This is a genomic window from Planococcus rifietoensis, from assembly GCF_001465795.2.
In the GTDB taxonomy this organism is placed as follows: domain Bacteria; phylum Bacillota; class Bacilli; order Bacillales_A; family Planococcaceae; genus Planococcus; species Planococcus rifietoensis.
Genome location: NZ_CP013659.2, coordinates 2,872,182 through 2,890,465 on the forward strand (window position 1 = coordinate 2,872,182; position 18,284 = coordinate 2,890,465).

20 protein-coding genes are annotated in these 18,284 nt (G+C 45.6%); 9 read left to right on the forward strand and 11 right to left on the reverse strand.

Annotated features, from left to right (window positions below; translation table 11 throughout):
• Positions 1–3: 3 nt before the first annotated feature.
• The 4 genes from AUC31_RS14230 to AUC31_RS14245 all read right to left on the reverse strand — a co-directional run bounded on the left by AUC31_RS14230 (position 4) and on the right by AUC31_RS14245 (position 3,414).
• Positions 4–1,590 (reverse strand): GNAT family N-acetyltransferase, encoded by a 1,587-nt coding sequence (locus tag AUC31_RS14230; RefSeq protein WP_058382550.1) that lies wholly within the window; start codon positions 1,588–1,590, stop codon positions 4–6.
• A complete protein-coding gene (locus AUC31_RS14235; RefSeq protein ID WP_157073507.1) occupies positions 1,583–2,134 on the reverse strand; it encodes a glycerol-3-phosphate acyltransferase in 552 nt (183 codons plus the stop codon). The genes AUC31_RS14230 and AUC31_RS14235 overlap by 8 nt, the downstream gene beginning before the upstream one ends.
• A gap of 68 nt (positions 2,135–2,202) precedes the next feature.
• On the reverse strand, positions 2,203–2,751 hold the full coding sequence (locus AUC31_RS14240) for a GNAT family N-acetyltransferase (RefSeq protein WP_058382548.1): 549 nt from the start codon (positions 2,749–2,751) through the stop codon (positions 2,203–2,205).
• 30 nt (positions 2,752–2,781) lie between these two features.
• On the reverse strand, positions 2,782–3,414 hold the full coding sequence (locus tag AUC31_RS14245) for a histidine phosphatase family protein (protein WP_058382547.1): 633 nt from the start codon (positions 3,412–3,414) through the stop codon (positions 2,782–2,784).
• A 156-nt stretch (positions 3,415–3,570) separates the two neighbouring features.
• Between AUC31_RS14245 and AUC31_RS14250 the strand changes: the two genes are divergently transcribed.
• The 3 genes from AUC31_RS14250 (at position 3,571) to AUC31_RS14260 (ending at position 5,713) form a co-directional block, all read left to right on the forward strand.
• Positions 3,571–4,338, forward strand: a complete 768-nt coding sequence (locus AUC31_RS14250; protein ID WP_058382546.1) for an alpha/beta fold hydrolase — start codon at positions 3,571–3,573, stop codon at positions 4,336–4,338.
• Between the two features lie 38 nt (positions 4,339–4,376).
• Positions 4,377–5,192: an alpha/beta fold hydrolase gene (locus tag AUC31_RS14255; RefSeq protein WP_237150624.1), complete on the forward strand. Its 816-nt coding sequence runs from the start codon at positions 4,377–4,379 to the stop codon at positions 5,190–5,192.
• Between the two features lie 110 nt (positions 5,193–5,302).
• Positions 5,303–5,713 (forward strand): GNAT family N-acetyltransferase, encoded by a 411-nt coding sequence (locus AUC31_RS14260; protein ID WP_058382544.1) that lies wholly within the window; start codon positions 5,303–5,305, stop codon positions 5,711–5,713.
• A 172-nt stretch (positions 5,714–5,885) separates the two neighbouring features.
• Here AUC31_RS14260 and AUC31_RS14265 read toward each other — a convergent pair whose 3' ends face one another.
• The 3 genes from AUC31_RS14265 to AUC31_RS14275 all read right to left on the reverse strand — a co-directional run bounded on the left by AUC31_RS14265 (position 5,886) and on the right by AUC31_RS14275 (position 8,470).
• On the reverse strand, positions 5,886–6,878 hold the full coding sequence (locus tag AUC31_RS14265; RefSeq protein WP_058382543.1) for an NADP-dependent oxidoreductase: 993 nt from the start codon (positions 6,876–6,878) through the stop codon (positions 5,886–5,888).
• A gap of 62 nt (positions 6,879–6,940) precedes the next feature.
• Positions 6,941–7,789 (reverse strand): alpha/beta fold hydrolase, encoded by an 849-nt coding sequence (locus AUC31_RS14270; RefSeq protein ID WP_058382542.1) that lies wholly within the window; start codon positions 7,787–7,789, stop codon positions 6,941–6,943.
• A gap of 105 nt (positions 7,790–7,894) precedes the next feature.
• On the reverse strand, positions 7,895–8,470 hold the full coding sequence (locus AUC31_RS14275; RefSeq protein WP_058382541.1) for a TetR/AcrR family transcriptional regulator: 576 nt from the start codon (positions 8,468–8,470) through the stop codon (positions 7,895–7,897).
• Between the two features lie 299 nt (positions 8,471–8,769).
• On the opposite strand from AUC31_RS14275, the gene yyaC reads away from it, so the two are divergent.
• Complete coding sequence (gene yyaC, locus AUC31_RS14280) at positions 8,770–9,369, forward strand: spore protease YyaC (RefSeq protein WP_237150625.1); 600 nt, start codon at positions 8,770–8,772, stop codon at positions 9,367–9,369.
• 263 nt (positions 9,370–9,632) lie between these two features.
• On the opposite strand, the gene AUC31_RS14285 is transcribed toward yyaC, so the two are convergent.
• Both AUC31_RS14285 and AUC31_RS14290 read right to left on the reverse strand, forming a co-directional pair.
• A complete protein-coding gene (locus AUC31_RS14285; RefSeq protein WP_058382540.1) occupies positions 9,633–10,940 on the reverse strand; it encodes a CitMHS family transporter in 1,308 nt (435 codons plus the stop codon).
• Positions 10,941–11,094: 154 nt separating this feature from the next.
• Positions 11,095–11,970: a LysR family transcriptional regulator gene (locus AUC31_RS14290; protein ID WP_058382539.1), complete on the reverse strand. Its 876-nt coding sequence runs from the start codon at positions 11,968–11,970 to the stop codon at positions 11,095–11,097.
• A 128-nt stretch (positions 11,971–12,098) separates the two neighbouring features.
• On the opposite strand from AUC31_RS14290, the gene AUC31_RS14295 reads away from it, so the two are divergent.
• Entirely contained in the window at positions 12,099–13,226 is a 1,128-nt protein-coding gene (locus AUC31_RS14295) for a 2-methylaconitate cis-trans isomerase PrpF family protein (RefSeq protein WP_058382538.1), read from the forward strand.
• 69 nt (positions 13,227–13,295) lie between these two features.
• Here the strand turns inward: AUC31_RS14295 and AUC31_RS14300 are convergent, their stop codons facing one another.
• Together AUC31_RS14300 and AUC31_RS14305 are read right to left on the reverse strand one after the other, a co-directional pair.
• On the reverse strand, positions 13,296–13,898 hold the full coding sequence (locus AUC31_RS14300; protein ID WP_068347052.1) for an MEDS domain-containing protein: 603 nt from the start codon (positions 13,896–13,898) through the stop codon (positions 13,296–13,298).
• A 284-nt stretch (positions 13,899–14,182) separates the two neighbouring features.
• Positions 14,183–14,695, reverse strand: coding sequence for a GNAT family N-acetyltransferase (locus AUC31_RS14305; RefSeq protein ID WP_058382536.1), 513 nt, complete (start codon positions 14,693–14,695; stop codon positions 14,183–14,185).
• 257 nt (positions 14,696–14,952) lie between these two features.
• On the opposite strand from AUC31_RS14305, the gene AUC31_RS14310 reads away from it, so the two are divergent.
• The 4 genes from AUC31_RS14310 to AUC31_RS14325 all read left to right on the forward strand — a co-directional run bounded on the left by AUC31_RS14310 (position 14,953) and on the right by AUC31_RS14325 (position 18,276).
• Positions 14,953–15,654 (forward strand): response regulator transcription factor, encoded by a 702-nt coding sequence (locus AUC31_RS14310; RefSeq protein WP_058383765.1) that lies wholly within the window; start codon positions 14,953–14,955, stop codon positions 15,652–15,654.
• On the forward strand, positions 15,651–16,586 hold the full coding sequence (locus AUC31_RS14315; RefSeq protein WP_058382535.1) for a sensor histidine kinase: 936 nt from the start codon (positions 15,651–15,653) through the stop codon (positions 16,584–16,586). Before AUC31_RS14310 ends, AUC31_RS14315 begins: the two co-directional genes overlap by 4 nt.
• 81 nt (positions 16,587–16,667) lie before the next feature.
• On the forward strand, positions 16,668–17,600 hold the full coding sequence (locus AUC31_RS14320) for an ABC transporter ATP-binding protein (protein WP_058382534.1): 933 nt from the start codon (positions 16,668–16,670) through the stop codon (positions 17,598–17,600).
• A complete protein-coding gene (locus tag AUC31_RS14325) occupies positions 17,584–18,276 on the forward strand; it encodes an ABC transporter permease (protein ID WP_058382533.1) in 693 nt (230 codons plus the stop codon). The genes AUC31_RS14320 and AUC31_RS14325 overlap by 17 nt, the downstream gene beginning before the upstream one ends.
• Positions 18,277–18,284: the final 8 nt, after the last annotated feature.

Genomic DNA, 18,284 nt, shown 5'->3' on the forward strand with positions numbered 1-18,284 from the left:
ACGTTATGCACTCATTAGAGTTTTAATGAGTTCAGTGATAGCTTTTTTAACCTTTAATGGATTTACATCGCCCATCAAAGCAATTTGAATCCAATTGCGCTTCAATAAATAATCACTCTCGTAGCTGATCTCGATTCCTTTGGCTTTGAGTGCATCACCCACCGCACGTGCTTCGATTTTACTTGGCAAGGCGATTGTCAGGATGCCAGGCGAGTACCGGTCATGTCCTAAAACTTCCAACCCGGCATCCGTTAGCCGGTTGCGGATTTCCGTTGCAAACAGCGGGTCGGGAAAGCGATGATGAGTGATGGCTGCTTGAAGCGCAGAGACGCTATTCGAAGAATGGGTGAATGGCACCGTGCCACTCTTTTCATACAAGCCTAAGTCCAGATACGCAGGCAAGCTGGCATCTGGAGAAACGCTGTCTTGATGAAGCACGATCGCTAGGCCGGGATAAGAACCCAAACCTTTTCCGCTCACAGCGCTTGCCATGTACACATTCGAAAAATCCGATGGGACGGTCCCGAAACTGCTGCAAGCGTCCAGGCACAGCCGAATCTCCTGTTGTTCACACAATGATTTTAATTCTTCTAATGGATAAAGGTACCCGGTCGACGTTTCGCAATGGACCGTCCATAGCCAGCGAATATCCGGATGCTGTTTCACTAGTTCTTCCACTTCATTTACAACAAGCGGTTCATCCCAGCGCTTTTGCATATGGAGCACATCCAATTGCCAACGCTTTGCCTGTTCTGCCAAGCGTTCACCGAATTCGCCATTCGATAGGATGAGCCCTTTACCGCCAAGCCGGCTCAGCTGTGCTGCGATCAATTCATTCGCGAGGGTGCCCGTTCCGATAGCCAGTTGGACATGAGTTGCACCTGTTAGCTGCTTTAGCTCCATCTGCAAAGAGCTGATTTCTTTACAAAAGCTGTCCGAACGATGGGACGTTGCAGGCATTGCCCAGGCTTCTTCGACTTTGGGGTGCATCGAGACCGGTCCTGGCAGAAGACGGATTGAAAACGGCTCCTTCTCCACTTGAGTCATTTGATCGAAAAGCTTCCCGGCTGAAGTAAAATACTCTTTGGTTAACAGCATCGGCTGGTACTTTGCATTTTCTGTGCCGATCAGGGGTCCAAACGGCTTAAAGCCTATATGTCGGTAAAGTCGCGCCTGCCGCACTGTCCCTGAAATGAGTACGCAAGTATAATCTTGCTGTAAACAGGAAGCTACGACTTGCTGGAGAAGACCGAAAAAAACTCTCTTGCCGCGATACTCTCGCCGCACAGATAGCAAGCGAACTTCACACGGCTTGGCATCATCCGGCAAATAATGATCCACAGCCCCGAGTTTCTGATCTAAGGAGAATGGGCGAATGCCACGGAGTGCCACCATCCCGATTAAGCGGTTGTCTTGTTTAGCAATCCAATAGGTATTCTCTTCGTGGAAACGGTCTACTAGCCGTTGTTCTTGGCTCTTGTCATGCTGAGGAATTTCCTCCACGAAGGTTTCATAATTTAAACGGTGGATTTGTTCCATCTCTTCTTGTGAATCTGCAATTTTATAGTAGATAGACGGTTTGTTATTCATTGAAGACACTCCTTTTGTGCGCAAAAACCACAATAATAAGCATAAGACTGAAGACGCAGGCTGCCTGCCATTCATGTTGGACGAACAGAATAATCGGCGCTGGAACTAAAACCAGCAAGCCCACACCCGTCAATTTCACTTTTAATAGTTTCACTATAAGCAACAAGAGGAAGGAGGCAAAAAGGGCGACTGGCACCATCACTAAGGCAGATGCCAAGTAAACGACAACTCCTTTACCACCCTTACCTCCCAATTGAATAGGCCAAATATGTCCGATAAGGACACTCAAGGCAAGCAAGGCTTGCACCCATGGTGACAGACCAAGCATGTAACCAATCCCTAAGGGCAGAAACGTTTTAAACGCATCGACCAGGAGGGCGCCGGTAAATGCGCCTTTGCCAAATAAGCGCCCAGCATTCCGTGCCCCCGCAGTAGTGCTGCCTAATTCTCTAATATCTTTTCTAAAATAGATTTTGCCAATATAGTATGCACCGTTTATCGTTCCACATATGTATGACCCAATTATGAGCAGGACAATTAACAAGCACTTCATCCCTTTCATCACATTTTAAAAACTATTCATTTCTTTCACGGTTTGAAGAAAACCAGTGTCTACTTTTCCCACTCTTCTCGCAGCATCCCCATTTTGATGGCGTCGAAGTACTGTCCTTCTACCATCCGCGCATTTCGGATGCGCGCTTCTTCTCTCATCCCAATTCTTTCCGCAACTTTCATCATTCTTTCATTGCCTGACCAGGTCGACATTCCAATCCTGTGCAAGTCCGTCGATTCGAAAAGGAAATCAATCCATAAGGTATAAGCTTCTCGGCCATAACCGCCATTCCAGTAATTTTTATCGTAGATGACGATTCCCGTTTCGAGCCAATTGGTGTTTTGGTCCACCCAGTATGCTCCTACATAACCGATCACTTGTCCTTCAGCCCTAATCGCAAGAGACGTCGGAACGCCTGAAGCAATCTCCTCATCATTCAGCCATTTTTCCCTGTGCCGTTCTTTGCTCATATATTCTTCAGGAATATACGGCCCATTCCATTTTTTCGCTTCTTGCTCTTTTTCTTCAAACCGCCAGAAGTATAGTGCATCCAAGCTCTCTGCCGTATTTTCGATTAACTCCATTTTTCTTCCTTTAATTTCAATCATTTTTATCTACCTTTCTGCATCCGCTTACCCCTAAAGTTTTACTCTCTCATCGTTGTTTTCTTTATGTACTGTACAGCCTTCCAAGCTTACTCGATAGCCTGTGTCATCGACTTCTATGATAGTGAGGCTGGTGTCCTCAATATACGGCGGTGCCCAGAAGTGTTCGATTTCTGTGTCGTTGAAAATCATGAATAGCGCTTTGATGACGACCGAATGCGTGACGATCAAGACGTTGCCAGAAGAATGTTTCGCTTCGATTTCTTTTAAAGCTGCCCGGATTCTCTCGATCAATTCAGGGAACGATTCACCGCCACTTGGCTTATACGAGGCCGGCTCATTCCAAAATGCATGGAAGCTTGCTTGATCCTGTTCTTTGATGGCTGATACATTGTGGCCTTCCCACTCCCCCATATTGATTTCCTTCAAATTGGGATCAAATACGATCTGAGTTGGCTTGTTTCCACGGATCAGTTCCGCAGTATGTTGTGCTCTGCCACTTGGACTCGCATAAATTACATCTATATCGACTAGCTCCATTCTTTCACTCAGCCATAATGCATTTTGAATTCCTTTCGCTGTCAAAGGGGAATCCTGCCATCCTTGCATTTTCTTTTCAATATTCCACTGTGTTTCTCCGTGCCTCGTAATATAGAGTCTTAGCATTTGCCCACCTCATAATTTTGTGAATTAGTTCCTCCTTTACTATATCCAATTATTGTATATACATCCAATCAATTTACAGAATATTGTAGTATAATTAGGGAAATATTTTTTCACGCATTAATTCAGAGGAAGTGCTCGATGAAATGGAGGAAACTTATGACGAAGCAGATGGAAGATGCACGCGTTGATATCGGAGGAATTCAGCTTTATTGCAAAGTGTTAGGGGAAAGTACGGATGGACCTGTAATTGTTTTCGATTCAGGGTATGGGGTGCCCACGAGGAGATGGAACAGCGTCAAGGCGGAAGTCTCTTCATTTTCCCAACTGCTCATCTACGACCGAGCTGGTCTTGGACGGAGCACTGGAGACTCGCGTCCGCACCATAGCCTTCAAAATGTTGCGAATCTGCGCAGCTTGCTTCAAGAAAAGGAAATAAAACCTCCATATATACTAGTCGGCCATTCTTTCGGCGGCTTGAATGTCCGCCTTTACGCAAGCTTGTACCCGGAAGAAGTAGCTGGACTGATTCTTTTGGACTCATGCCACGAAGATCAAAATAAACTGATGGCTGATGAATTATCTCCTGACATGCAAGCTGATTATTACGGACAGTTTGGAGCAGAAGGCACTTTAGCGGAATTCGAAGAAAGCTTGGAGCAAGTGCGGAAATACAAAACGCTCGGCAACATCCCCTTAACCGTCGTAACCGGCGGCAACCAGCCTGATCATACTGAAGAGTCCTGGAATCACTGGATGAATTTCCAGAGAGACCTAGCCAGTCTGAGTACCAATAGCCGTCATGTCATTCTCGAAGATGCGGGACATTCCGTTCATATCGATAATCCCGAAGCGGTCGTCAGTGAAATCCGAGAGATGGTGAACTCCCTGAAGAGTCCAAATCATCTTCTGAAAAGAAATTCTTAACCATGGCCAAATTTCAAAATTCGATTCGAAGGGGAACAGTGAACTATCATGAATTCGGGAATCCCGATCAGCCGACCGTTCTTTGCCTGCATGGCCTCGGTGGAAATGGGCTTTACAGTTTCGGAGAGCTTATTCCCTATCTGTGTAAAGACTTTCATGTCATTATTTTGGACAATCCAGGCCATGGAAAAACGGCTCCTTTGCCGAAAGAAGAGGATTATTTGTTTTCAAATTTGGCCGCTTGGGTCGATCAAGTAGTCGACCGGATTATTGATGGCCCGTTCTATATCATGGGACATTCTTGGGGAGCAGATATCGCTCTTCATTACACTCGCTTTTATCCAGACAATGTAGCCGGCTTGATCTTGTTGGATGGCGCGTTTACTTTTCCTCACAACCAGCCGGAAATGAGCTTCGATTATGCTTATACAGGTTGGAACGACTATATGGACCGTTCGATATTTAATAGCGAAAAAGAAATCTTTGAGGAATACCGGATATATGCGAGGCAGTGGGATATTCAGAAAGAACGTTATGCGGCTTCGCTTTTCACCAAGACACCAGATGGAAAATTCGAGCTTATCGTTTCAAAGTTTAGCGTGCTCGCCATCGTCAAAGCCTTTTTCAAAGAGCCTTTCAGAGAAGCATATCCATTCATAAAGGCGCCCACATTGTTGATACACGCTGCACATCCCAAAAGCTTAGAGCAAGCCAGAATCGAGGGGGTTCGCCAGCTCTCTGAACATATCGAAAACCTGTCCGTGCAGTCCTTAGAAAATGCAATGCACATGATTCAGTGGGACGAACCCGAAATGACTTCGCATTCCATTATCCAATGGCTAAATAAGAAATAGCCGTAACCCGTTTAACTAAGCGCAAATATTCTTTTGTTGAGAGGAGGCATAAGCCAGTGGAAAAATTGCGTTCACGCTCTTCAAAATAATAATTTTGAGGAGGAAAATTAATGGCCGTTATATTCAAAGAACATAAGCAAATCCCACGCGAGCAGTTGAAAGCCCTTTACGAAGATGCTGAATGGTATGCCTATACAAAGGATATGGATCAGCTGGAACAAGCCCTATCATGTTCGTTGTATGTATTATCTGCATGGGAAAAAGACAAGTTAGTCGGGCTGATTCGTGTAGTCGGCGATGGGTTAACGATTGTTTATATCCAAGATATTCTCGTGTTAGCAAGTCAGCAAAACAACGGAATTGCTTCAGATCTTATGCACCAAACCTTGTATAAATTCAGCGGAGTGCGCCAAAAAGTACTATTAACCGAAGAAGCGCCGAATGTTCGTCATTTCTACGAAAAGAACGGATTTCGTTCATGTGATGTAGGGACGCTCGTAGCTTTTGCTAAAATGGATTAATGTGAATTTGAAATAAGAAAAAGCGCATTCGATTTTACCGAATGCGCTTTTTGTTGATTGTATAAAAGTTTTTAATGTTCAGGGCAAAGCCAGTTCACCCCTACCTATTCATTTTCTAAAATGCTTTAAAGAAGTGAATCTCTAGCTTCCTGAAAAGAGTTTCAAACTGCCTTTATTTCATTCGGACAACGACTTTTCCTTTTGCTCTTCCCGTTTCAAGATAATCGAGTGCTTGCAATACATCTTCAAAATCAAATACTTTATCGATGACAGGAATAATTTCTTTTGATTCCAATCGTTTGGTCAGCAGCTCTAATTGCTCGCCGCTATGCTTCATAAATAGAAAAGTGTAGCGGGTGTTATGTTTTTTCGCCAATTTCATCACTTTTGCGCTGGCTAGTGAAAACAAGAACTTCTTCATCCCGCCCAATTTTTGTTCTTCTGCAAATCGGCCGGTCGGCGCACCAGAAACCGACACGACCTGTCCTCCATCCTTCAAGACGGCAAAGGATTTCTCCAATGTCGCTCCCCCTAAAGTATCGATAACCGCATCGTATTCCCGGAGAACGTCTTCAAAATTTTCTTGTTTATAATCAATCACCCGGTCGGCACCAAGGGTTTTTGCCAACTCGCTTCCACTGCTTGCTGTTGTGGCCACAAACGCTCCCATTGATTTGGCCAGTTGAATGGCAAAGGTGCCAACTCCGCCGGATCCGGCATGGATCAATACCTTTTGTCCTGATTTCACTTGCAAGATGTCATGCAAAGCTTGATACGAAGTCAATCCCACCAAGGGCACTGACGCCGCTTCTGCAAAATCCAAGTTGGAGGGCTTTAACGTGATATCGTCTTCGTGAACGGCCAAGTATTCCGCAAAAGTTCCAATTTTACTGGCTCTGGGACGGCCGTAAACCTCATCCCCCACTTTGAATTTAGTAACATTCGCGCCCGCCTGGATGACCTTGCCGGCAAAGTCGTTGCCCAAAGTTAACGGCATGTCGTACTTCAATACCAATTTTAAGTCTCCCTTGCGGATTTTCGTATCGAGAGGATTTAAACTGGCCGCATATATTTCAATCAACACTTCATGGTTCCCTGCAACTGGCATTGGGCGATCTTGGAAAATCGGCTTTTCCCCATACTTTTCAATTACTAATGCTTTCATCAGAAGCCCTCCGTTTCTTGGAATGGAAAAATCAGCTATCGAACTCAAGTTTCTATGATCAATCAATAAGCCTCTGAGTCGAGGAACTGATTCACATGTTTTGCGAATTCTTTCGGGAATTGGAACAAGTGGCCATGGCCCGAGTCAGGGTAAACGATAAGCTGGGCATTCGGCAGTTTCTCTGTTAAAACATAGCTGTTGGCGGTTGGCACCATGACGTCCGTGACTCCATTTGTGACAAGGACAGGATGGGTAATTTGTTGAAGCCACTCAAATTGCTGAGTTTCTTTTGGTTGCGCCCATTTAGCGATTGCCTGCAATTGTGCTTGCTGTACCTGGTCGGAGCTATTGATCGTCTTCTGCGCGAAGATTCTTTGCAGTGAAGCCATGCCCCGCGCTCGGCTGCTTTCAGTCGGTCTGTAGAAGAAGAACATGAAATCTTCAATTCCTTCTTCTTGTGTCCCTCCATTTTTATTCATTCTCTGAAAAATTTCGGAGTCTGGGTTGATTCCGGCTTCCGGAGAGGTTCCTGCCAAGATGAGGCGTCTTACCAACTGCCCTTGTTGCAGCGCCACTTCTTGCGCTACCATCCCGCCGATCGAAAAGCCAAGGATATCAACTTTCCCCAGTTCCAGGGCTTTGATGAATTGTGCTGCATCGCTTGCCATCTCGGCTATGGTAGTAGGTGTTTCGCCATTGGTCTCACCTACGCCTTTATTATCGAACAGAATTACCGGACGTTCTTTCGCAATAGGTTCGATCATGTGAGGATCCCAATTTTCGATCGTCCCTCTAAAGTGAATGAAAAATACTAGCGGCACTCCTGTGGCTGCCCCCAATTTTCTGTATGCATAGCGTGTCCCGCCGACTTCGATAAATTCAGAAACGCTTGGAATCGTAAAGTTTGCCATAATGATATTCCTCCTATAAAAAATTTTAGTTTATCGGTGAAGAAGCAAGAAATATTTATTTTTTTATTCTAGAATGAACGTTCTAATAAAGATAAAAAAAGAAAGCTAGTCTAGCACCGAAAGTGTGACATCGATGATGCTTTCTAATTCTTTTTTTGTGTAATCGGTCTTGATCAAAACTCTTATACCGAGAAGGTTATTATGCAAAAAACGGGATAGGCTGTCTGGGTCGAGCTGCTTGGATAATTCGCCACTCGCATGGCCTTGTTCAATCAGGCGGCCGAATAGTTTCTCGGTATCTTTGAACATTCTGGTCGACAGTTCCGCAATTTCTCTGTCCAGAAGCGATAATTCAACAGCTGTATTCACCGCCAGGCAACCCGCCGGATAATGTTCAGCTGCGTTCAGCGCAAATTCAAATACTTCCCTGACCGCCTGTTTAGCCGGCAACTCACTCGCAAGGATCTTTTTCATTTCATTTGCGACGAATTCTTCGTAATAAGCTAACGAGCTCAAGAACAACGAACGTTTGTCACCGAATGTATCATAGATGCTTCTACGGTGGATTCCCATATGGTCAACCAAATCCTGCATGGACGTCTTTTCATAGCCTTGTCCCCAAAACAACTCCATTGCTTTTTTTAACACTTCTTTTTCATCGAATGCTTTGTTTCTAGCCATGCCAATCTCTCCATTCAGAATTGATACTTGAATTGAGGGACGTGAAAATCATTCCTCACTCATCACTTTATTAGAACGTTCATTCTAAAAAAATTAAAAAAATATGTTCTTCAAACTAGATACTACTCTTTCTAGAACGATTAGTAAAGAATTAAATCGCGCTTTATCATTATCTATGAATGCGCTAACTTACTGAGAGCGTCATTGCCCTCGTATTTCTTCGCTTCGTCTTATGCGCTCAGAAGTATTCCGGTTATAATGGACTTAATCGATAAAAGTACGTATAGAGGTGGTATAACATGATGAATACCTTCCGCAGACATAAACTCCACGAAGTTGCACCTAAACCCAAAAATACACTTCAGTTTAATGAGCAGACTGCACCTGAAGCATTGCAGGCAATCATCGACAATTTGTCGGCGATCCTCCGCGACGCACGTTCCGAGCAGCGCGAAATCGTTTATTTGTGCATCGGGTCTGACCGGTATATCGGCGATTCCTTGGGGCCTCTCACCGGAAGCATGATTGTAGAAAATGCCAAAATCGAGCGTGTATATGGGACATTGGAAGAGCCTATCCATGCGTTCAATTTAAAGCCTGCTTTAAAAGATATTCAAAAAACCTATCACCATCCGCTCATCATCTGCGTCGACGCGAGCCTTGGTGCGAAAGAACAAGTCGGCGATGTGCTATTTGTAGACGCTCCGCTGATGCCAGGAAAAGCACTGGAGAGAATGCTTCCGGAAACCGGCGACTATCATTTCCAGGGAATCGTGAATTATTTGGATCCCCTCCCGACTTCCCAGTTCCTGAACGACACGCGCCTTCATACCGTCATGAAGCTGTCCCGATTAATCGCTCGCGTCATCACCGAAAGCGAACAACAAGCAAGCCAATAAAAAAGATTCCGTCCCAGCCGGGCGGAATCTTTTTTTTAGTATGGAAGAAGCCTATAATTCGCTATGAGTTAAAAAGAATTATCTTTTCTACATTCAAAAATCAATGATCTACCTAAGTATTTGGAGAAGCGTTCGCTCGACTCCTGCGGGAAAAGCGGGTTTGAGAGACCCCGCAGGAACGAAGTGACGAGGAGGCTCGATTCCCGCCCGCGGAAAGCGAGCGATAAGCTTCGGAAAATACGAGTTCTTAAAATTCCCTAAAGTTAAATGGCCCCAGTAATGAAAGCCACCGCAATAATGGATAAGCAGCAAAGGAAGGCCCATTTGAATGCGAATTTCTGCATTTCCCCGAAATCCTTTCTGATCATCCCCACTACCAATAAGGTCGAAGCCACCAATGGGCTCAAAAAGTGTATCGGCTGCCCCAAGACGGAAGCACGTGCGATTTCAAGAGGGCTCACGCCATACGCAGCGCCCGCTTCTGCCAAGATGGGCAACACGCCGAAATAATAAGCATCATTCGACAAAGCAAACGTAAACGGCATGCTCGTAATGGCGACGATCAATGGGTAATAAGAGCCGACAGACGCCGGAATGATCGAAATCAGCGAGTTGGAAATGGCATCGACCATTTGCGTGCCGGAGAAAATTCCAGAGAAGATACCGGCCGCAAAGACCAGTACGACGACCGTGATGGCATTGCCCGAATGCGCCAGAATGCGTTCTTTTTGCATTTGCAGGTCGGGATAGTTAATGGCAGCTGCCAACACGAAGCCGATCAGGAAACTGACGGCAGCGGGCAAGATCCCCGTTACCAAGACGCTCATGACGGCCAGTACCAATACGAGGTTGACCCAGATCAATTGCGGCTTTTTTAAATCTTCGTCCAAGGCATGGGTAGCGGCAACTTGAAGCATGCTTTCGGAATTAGCAGGAATGTTTTCCACTTTGATGATTCCAAGACGTTCGCGTTCTTTTTTCCCCATCATATACGCAATCCCCAAAATGCTCAGGATTCCCGCAAACATCGTCGGAAGAATCGGAATGAAAAACTCATTGGCATCCAACCCTAACGCAGCGATAGCCCTTGTCGCCGGACCGCCCCACGGCGTCATGCCGCTGATGATACTGACGGACATAATGGAGATGGTCGCCAACACCAACGGGTTCATGCCGAGACGAATGTACAGCGCGAGCATCGCTGAAATGGTGATCATATGTGTCGTCGTGCCATCGCCGTCCAATGACGCAATCATGGCGATGACCGCTGTCCCGATCGCAATCTTCACTGGATCCCCTTTCACCAGCTTCATGACTCGATTGATCAATGGATCAAACAGTCCGGCATCGATCAAAATCCCGAAGAACAAAATCGCAAACAGCAACAAAGCTGCGGACGGGGCGACTTGTTTAAGCCCGTCCATCATCATTGTCCCTAAACCGGACCAAAATCCGCCGATGACGGCAAAGACGATTGGCACCACCACCAACGCGGAGACCGGCGACATTTTTTTCGCCATGATCAAATACGTAAATACAATTACCATGGAAACCCCTAATAGTGTAAGAATATAAATTCCCCCTCTAAATGTATTCGCTTACATAACAATTAAATTTCCCACCCCTTGGCAAATTTGCGATACGAATTAGTTTTAAGAATATTCCATTACTTAAAATAAGTAAAATAGAGAGAATTTATAATAAAGACACAAAAAAACTTATAACCTAAACTTCGGACAGAAGCGACGGGTGGTTTTTCAAGAATTCCACAAACTTCTGGACAGTCGACAGCTTCAAAAATTCATGGTTGTACATCAGCCACGTATCCCGCATAACCGGTTCCCCGTCTTTATAGAACAACGGGTATTTATGGATCTCGTCGGAAGGGCGCAGGCAAATTTCGGGAAGGATGGCGATTCCTAAGTCGTTCTTGACCATTTCCTTGCACGTCTCCTGCCGGTCAGTCTCCATCGTAATGATCGGCGGCTCGTTGTATTGATCGTGCCACCATTTATTGATGATATCTTTCAAGGAGCTGTCGGTTTTGTAATTGATAAACGGCAATTCAGGCACTTCTTCCATATTCACTTCATTTTTCGAGATTAAAAACAGTTGTTCCGTATGCAACAGCGATTTTGACCCGGTCCAGTTATAGTCGCCGCGCAAAATCCCCAAATGGACTTCCGATGAATTGAGCAATCCCATAACGTCCGCACTCCATCCCGTGTTCACGCTGAACTGCACTTTCGGATGGGCCGTGATGAATTCCTTCAATAAGGCAGGCAATTTATACTGCGCGAAATTGCTCGATACCCCGAGCCTCAGGATCCCCTGGATTTCCTGGTTCATATTCTGGATATAATCTTTGGCGTTTTGCAATTTCGTAATCATTTCATCCGCGTATTGGGCGAGATAGACTCCCTCTGCCGTCAGCTCGATGCCTTTTTTGGTCTTGAAGAAAAGCTTTGTCCCCATATCTTCCTCCAGATTCTTTAAGCGATACGTCAAAGCCGGCTGCGAAATATACAAGCGTTCCGAAGCGCGGCTGATGTTTTTCTCTTCATGCAACACTTGCATGGCTTCCCAATCTTTCTCATCCATTCTGCCCACTCCGATCAGGTTATAAGTTTTTTTTAGAACAACACCTTAATAATATCTATTTCACTTATGACTAAAAATACCATAAGCTTTTTTCATAAGCAATCGAACTTACGAAAGGTGGCTGCAGCATGAAAGTACCAATATCAGTAATGCGTGGAGGAACCAGCAAAGGGATTTTTATTAATTTTGAGGATATGCCCGTAGACCGAACTCTGTGGGATGGTTTTCTGTTGGATATCATGGGAAGCCCGGATCAACGGCAAATTGACGGTTTGGGAGGCGGCAATTCATTGACGAGCAAAGCCGCCATCATCAAAAAGTCAGCGATTCCAGGCATCGATGTGGAGTATACGTTTGCGCAAGTGAGCATCGAAAATCAATTGGTCGATTTCCGCGGCAATTGCGGCAATATTTCTTCCGCAGTCGGCCCTTATGCTATCGAGCAAGGGCTCGTTCCGGCAGTAGAGCCGATGACGAGCGTCAAAATCTTCAATACCAATACACAAAAAGTGATCGTCGCCGAAGTGGAAGTCGAACACAGGCAAGTGAAAACGGAAGGTGAATGTGAAATTCCAGGCGTCCCGGGCACCGGCTCGCCCATCTATTTATCTTTCACCGACGCGCAAGGCGCCGTCACGGGCAAGCTCTTCCCGACCGGCTATCCAGTCGATCACATCAAGACCGCTTTCGGCACGGTTGCCGTCTCGATTATCGATGTGGCCAATCCCTTGGTATTCGTCAAAGCGCAGGATGTGGGATTGACCGGCTCTGAACTGCCTGCCGATTTCACTCCGCAATTGCTCGGGCAGCTGGAGGAAATCCGGTCAGCTGCGGCAGAATTATGTGGATTCTGTTCGAAAGAAGAAGCAACAATCAAATCCCCCGCAGTGCCAAAGTTGACGCTCGTAGCCCCGCCTGCCGCTTACTCGGACGTCAACGGCATCCGGCGGGAAGCCGATACTATGGATTGCCGAATCCGGATGATGTCCATGCAAAAACCGCATCAGGCATTGGCCATAACCGGCGCTATCTGCACCACAGCAGGCGCGTTCTTGCCCGATACGATCCTAAATGACTTGATCCGGATCGATGCCAATATCGTCCGTCTTGGCCACCCATCCGGAATCATCGAAACGAAAGTGGACCTCATTGCCGGGCACATCAGCAATATCAAGGTCGTCCGAACCGCCCGCCTCATCTTGGAAGGCTATGTCCATACTAAAGGCAGCTATCATCACGTTATATCAGCCGTCTGAAAAAAGGCTTCCCGCAAGATCATCTTCATGATCTTTTCGGGAAGCCTTTTTATGTGCTTACGAAGTCATTTATCTTCCGGTTGTCTCATTTACTACAGGGCGCTGGGAGCTGCGTGTCCCCCCTAAAAACAGGATTTCTTCATCTTCCATTAGGTAGTCGTGGTACAAGGCAAGCTTATCCTGCAAATGCTGCTCGACACGGATGGCGTCGTATGCACATACCGCAATCAAATTTTGTGCTGTGATCAACTCGTCTACCTGCTCTTCGTACGACAACAGCTCTTCTTCCAAGCCGTCACCTGTGTTCCATTCGATATGTCCCCAAGTCCGAAAATACTGGCAGGACATCGCGGAAACGTCGAAGCTTTCCTGGAAGTATTCGACGATCGTGCTCGGATGGAAATTCCCTTTATGCCAATAAAGCTTGTAGCTGTCGAAAAAATAAACCTTGGCCAGTTCATCGGCCGTCAAGACTGCTTGGAGCCGTTTCTGGATTAATGGGGTCAAGCGCTTGTTTTCCACAATCAATACATGTTCCTCGCTCTTTAACCCATCCAAGATGAAAACGACGATATTATCAATATAATGCTTAGTGTCTTTTGTCAGATAAAAGATATGGCCGCCGGAGCTGTTTCTGATTTTCAACGCGAGTTCTGGTATTTTTTGTTCCATGTTCCACTTCCTTTTCCCCGTACTTTTGCGATACTGCCTATAATCCTGACGCTCCGGCATTCGAAATTAAATCTAAAACTGAAATGATTCTAACGAATACACGTTCTACCGCTTTCCCAAAATATATCACATTTTGGGAAAGGACTAAAGAGATTTCGGCTCTTTGCCTGGCAACTCATCGCTTTGCTGAGCCATTGAGTGAAATAACGGGCATTGGAATCTTGAATCATTTTATAGAGATCGAATTCAACTAGTGTTATTCAATTAGGCAAACTCCACACCCATCACTTTTCTCTCGCTTCCCATACGTAATAGACAAAACTCATTTCTTGGCCATTCATCTCAAATGTTTCTTCGCCCATGCCCACTTGCTTAAATCCATTTTTCGTCAATATTCTTTGAGAGGCATGATTAACGGTCGTCGTCTTTCCGTGTATTTGCCTCAACTCCAAATCGGTATTGAGCAACAGATTCAAGGCCAGGTTTCCGATGCCCTGCCCGCCGTAGTTGGCCCCAATACGAAATCCGATTTCTGCCGTTTGATGGTTCCTGTCCATATCCACTAAGTTGATTCTTCCTAGAATGTCTCCTGAATCGTTCTTGATCAGGTAGAAGTTTGCAAAGCCTTCTTGTTGTTCTTTCAATAACTCTTCATGCCTCGAGAGAAAATTTTCGAAGACGTAGAAATCCTCTCCTCGGCTTGGCACCAGCCGCTCGAAAAACTTCCGATTCTCCAATTCAAACTGAAACAATCCGGCCGCATCCTGTTGTTGGAGCAAGTGCAACGTGATTTCCATATACTTCCCTCCTGCTGATTGATCATTAGCCTGATTATACCTAAAAAACCTTTTTCGCCAGAAGATAACTGGATTCCCCCGCATTGTTCACTACCATTTGTAAGCAGGATTGCATTCTATTTTCACGCAGGAATGAGTAGATCGATATTTTTGAGATGGAAAATGTTTATAATGATGGAAAGGAACCAAAAATTCTCAATTTCACAGGAACTGTTAAATTCCTTCCGATAATACTCGAACAGAAAGAAGTGATGGCGATGAATGAAGCGATTTTGCTGGTGGAAGACGATCATCAAATTCATGAAATGGTATTGAACCATATGAAAAAAGAAGGGTATGCCGTGACGTCCGCATTTGATGGCGACGAAGCATTGCGCTTGTTCTCAACAGGCAGCTTCGATTTGGTCATTCTGGATTTGATGTTGCCGACTGCGAACGGCTTGGATGTTTTGCAGTTGATGCGAAACGACAGCACCTTGCCGATCTTGATCATGTCGGCAAAAGGCAGCGACTTGGACAAAGCCTTGGGACTCGGATTTGGGGCGGATGATTATATCGCCAAACCGTTTTCGTTGATTGAAATGACGGCACGCGTCAAAGCGGCTTTACGCCGCGCGAAGCAGTACAGCCAAAGCGCTCCGGACCAGCCGGAACAAATTGTGAGAATGGATGGCCTCGAGATCCATTTGGCTAATTTCACGGTCATCAAGAACGGGCGAGAACTGAGTTTAACGGCGAAGGAATTCCAGATTCTGTCGTTGCTTGCGACCAACCCCAACCGTGTGTTTACGAAAGGCCAATTGTTCGAAAGCATCTGGAAAGAAGCCTATTACGGAGATGATAATGTCATCAATGTCCATATCCGGCGTCTCAGAGGAAAAATCGAAGAAGACCCCTCTTCACCCAAATACATAAAAACCATTTGGGGCATCGGCTATAAAATCGAGGCAGCAAAATGATTTATGTGTCCGCAGTCCTCGCGCTTCTCTTGGCAGTTGTCAGCTATCGCTATTACAAAATCAAACAGACGATCACGAAAGACCTTCCCTATATTTCAAACAAACTGGACGATATCCTCGAAAAACAGTCGACCGAAAGGCTGCTCGTCCGGACCGAAGAACAGTCGTTGAGGGAGTTGCTCGTCAGCATCAATTCCTTGCTTGATTACCACCAGGAATACATTGCCGATGGCACCCGCTTACGGATGTCGATGAACCGGATGCTGTCCAATGTTTCCCACGATTTGAAAACACCTTTGACGGTAGTGCTCGGCTACATCGAAACGATTCAGCACGACAATAGATACACCGACGAAGAACGGGAACGGCTGCTTTCGAAGGTCAACGGCAAAGTCATGGAAGTCAGCCACCTCATCAGTAAATTTTTCGATTTGGCGAAGCTGGAATCGAATGATTGGCCCATTGAAATGAAACACATCAATGCCAGTGAAGTTTGCCGCGAAGCCATTTTGGGCTATTACGACACCTTAAGTTCTACAGGTTTTGAAGTCCTCATCGACATTCCGGAAGCAGCGGTTTTCATCGAAGCCGACCGGGACGCCTTGATGCGCGTCCTGGAAAATTTATTGTCCAATGCAATCCGCTACGGCAAAGAAGGCAAAGTCTTGGGCCTTTCGCTGCGGCAGGAAAAGAATGACGTCATCATAGAGGTCTGGGACCGGGGCAAGGGCATTAACGAGAAAGACATCCATCAGATTTTCGAACGCCTGTACACTTTGGAAGATGCCAGAAGCTCTTCGGCAGAAGGCAGTGGGCTTGGATTGACCATCGCCAAACGATTGGTCGAACGAATGAAAGGCAGCATCCGCTTCACCAGTGTGCCTTTCAACAAGACCGTATTTGCTGTTACTTTCAAAACTTTGAAAACGTAAGGAATTCGTAAGGATTTAGTAAGTGGGGCGACAGAAGCGTTTGATAAAGTGATTCTAAGAAGAAAGAGAGGAGAATGCAGCATGACTCATATTCTTAGAACGCATCAGTTGACCAAAGCGTATAACGGCGAAGAAGTAGTATCTAGCGTTGACATGAATGTCCGCCAGGGGGAAATTTACGGATTTTTGGGGCCAAACGGTGCCGGAAAGACGACCATCATGAAGATGATTACCAATTTAGTGAAGCCTTCCGGAGGAGAAATTGAATTATTCGGCGAGAAAGTGCATGACACTTCGTATGAATTATTGAAAAGAATGGGCAGCATCATTGAATACCCTATCTTTTTCGAAAAGCTGACCGCCAGAAAAAATCTCGAACTGCATTGCGAATACATGGGCTATTACGATAAACAAGCAATTCCCGAGACATTGGCCTTGGTCAATTTAGTGAATGTGGAAAACAAGCCCGTGAAGGATTTTTCGCTCGGCATGAAGCAGCGGCTTGGCATTGCCCGCGCCGTTATCACAAAACCGGAAATTCTCATTTTGGACGAACCGGTAAATGGCCTGGATCCTGTCGGCATGCATGAACTCCGCGAATTGTTCGTGAAGCTAAGCCGTCAATACGGCATTACTTTGCTGATTTCAAGCCATAACTTATCGGAAATCGAGCAAATCGCCGACACAATCGGCGTCATCCGCAAAGGACAGCTGATCAAAGAAGCGTCGATGGAAGAAATCCGCAATACCCACGCCAATCACATCGAGCTGGTCGTGAAAGATTATCCAAAAGCAGCGTTCATTTTGGAAAATAAATTAAAGGCACGGAATTTCCGTGTCAGGGAAGATAAAAGCATCATCAATATTTACGATGACATTTCCCAGAATGCTATTTTCCAGTCCATGATGCAAAACGAAGTGGAAATCGAATCGCTCAATCATAAAAAACAGCCTCTTGAAGATTATTTCCTTCAATTGATAGAAGGAGAGGGTTCATATGCTAAATCTAATTAAACTGGAATTGAAAAGAATGAATTTGGTGGGGGTAGCTGTCACGTTCGTGCTGATCAACGCGGCGATTGTCGGCATGTTGATGCTGCTTGGCATCGAGCCGGAAGCAGTCACTGAATTTCTATCCAGCTCTGAGGACCTTCGCGTAATCATTGAACTCTTTGTCATTGCAGCCTTTGTCATCTATGCTTCTGTCCTGCTGTCACAGATCATTGTTGAGGAATTCAAAAACAAGACCATTTCGTTTCTCTTCATGTACCCGATCAGCCGAAAAAAGCTATTGTTCGCTAAGCTGATCATTGTCAGCGTACTCACTTTTTTTTTCGTCATAGCTTCAACATTGATCGTCTACTATAGTTTTTTAGCTTTCAATAAGCTGTATGCCTTTACGCCGGTTGATCTGGGACTGGCTTTGCCGTCTGGCTACCTATTGCATTTAGTGGTTCTGGCAATAGCCTGCTCCGGAATGTCGTTAATTCCACTATTCTTCGGCATGAGGAAATACTCCGTTCCCGCTACAATCGTTTCAGGAATCGCCATCGTTGCCTTGCTGTCGTCATCGGTGAATACGAACGATACAAACCTGTTTTCTGTTACCGCCGTTCCTGTTTTCCTCGGCCTGCTCGGATTTCTCATCGCTTACCTGGTGGTAGGGCGTGCTGTGAAACAGGATTTTTGAAGAAACTG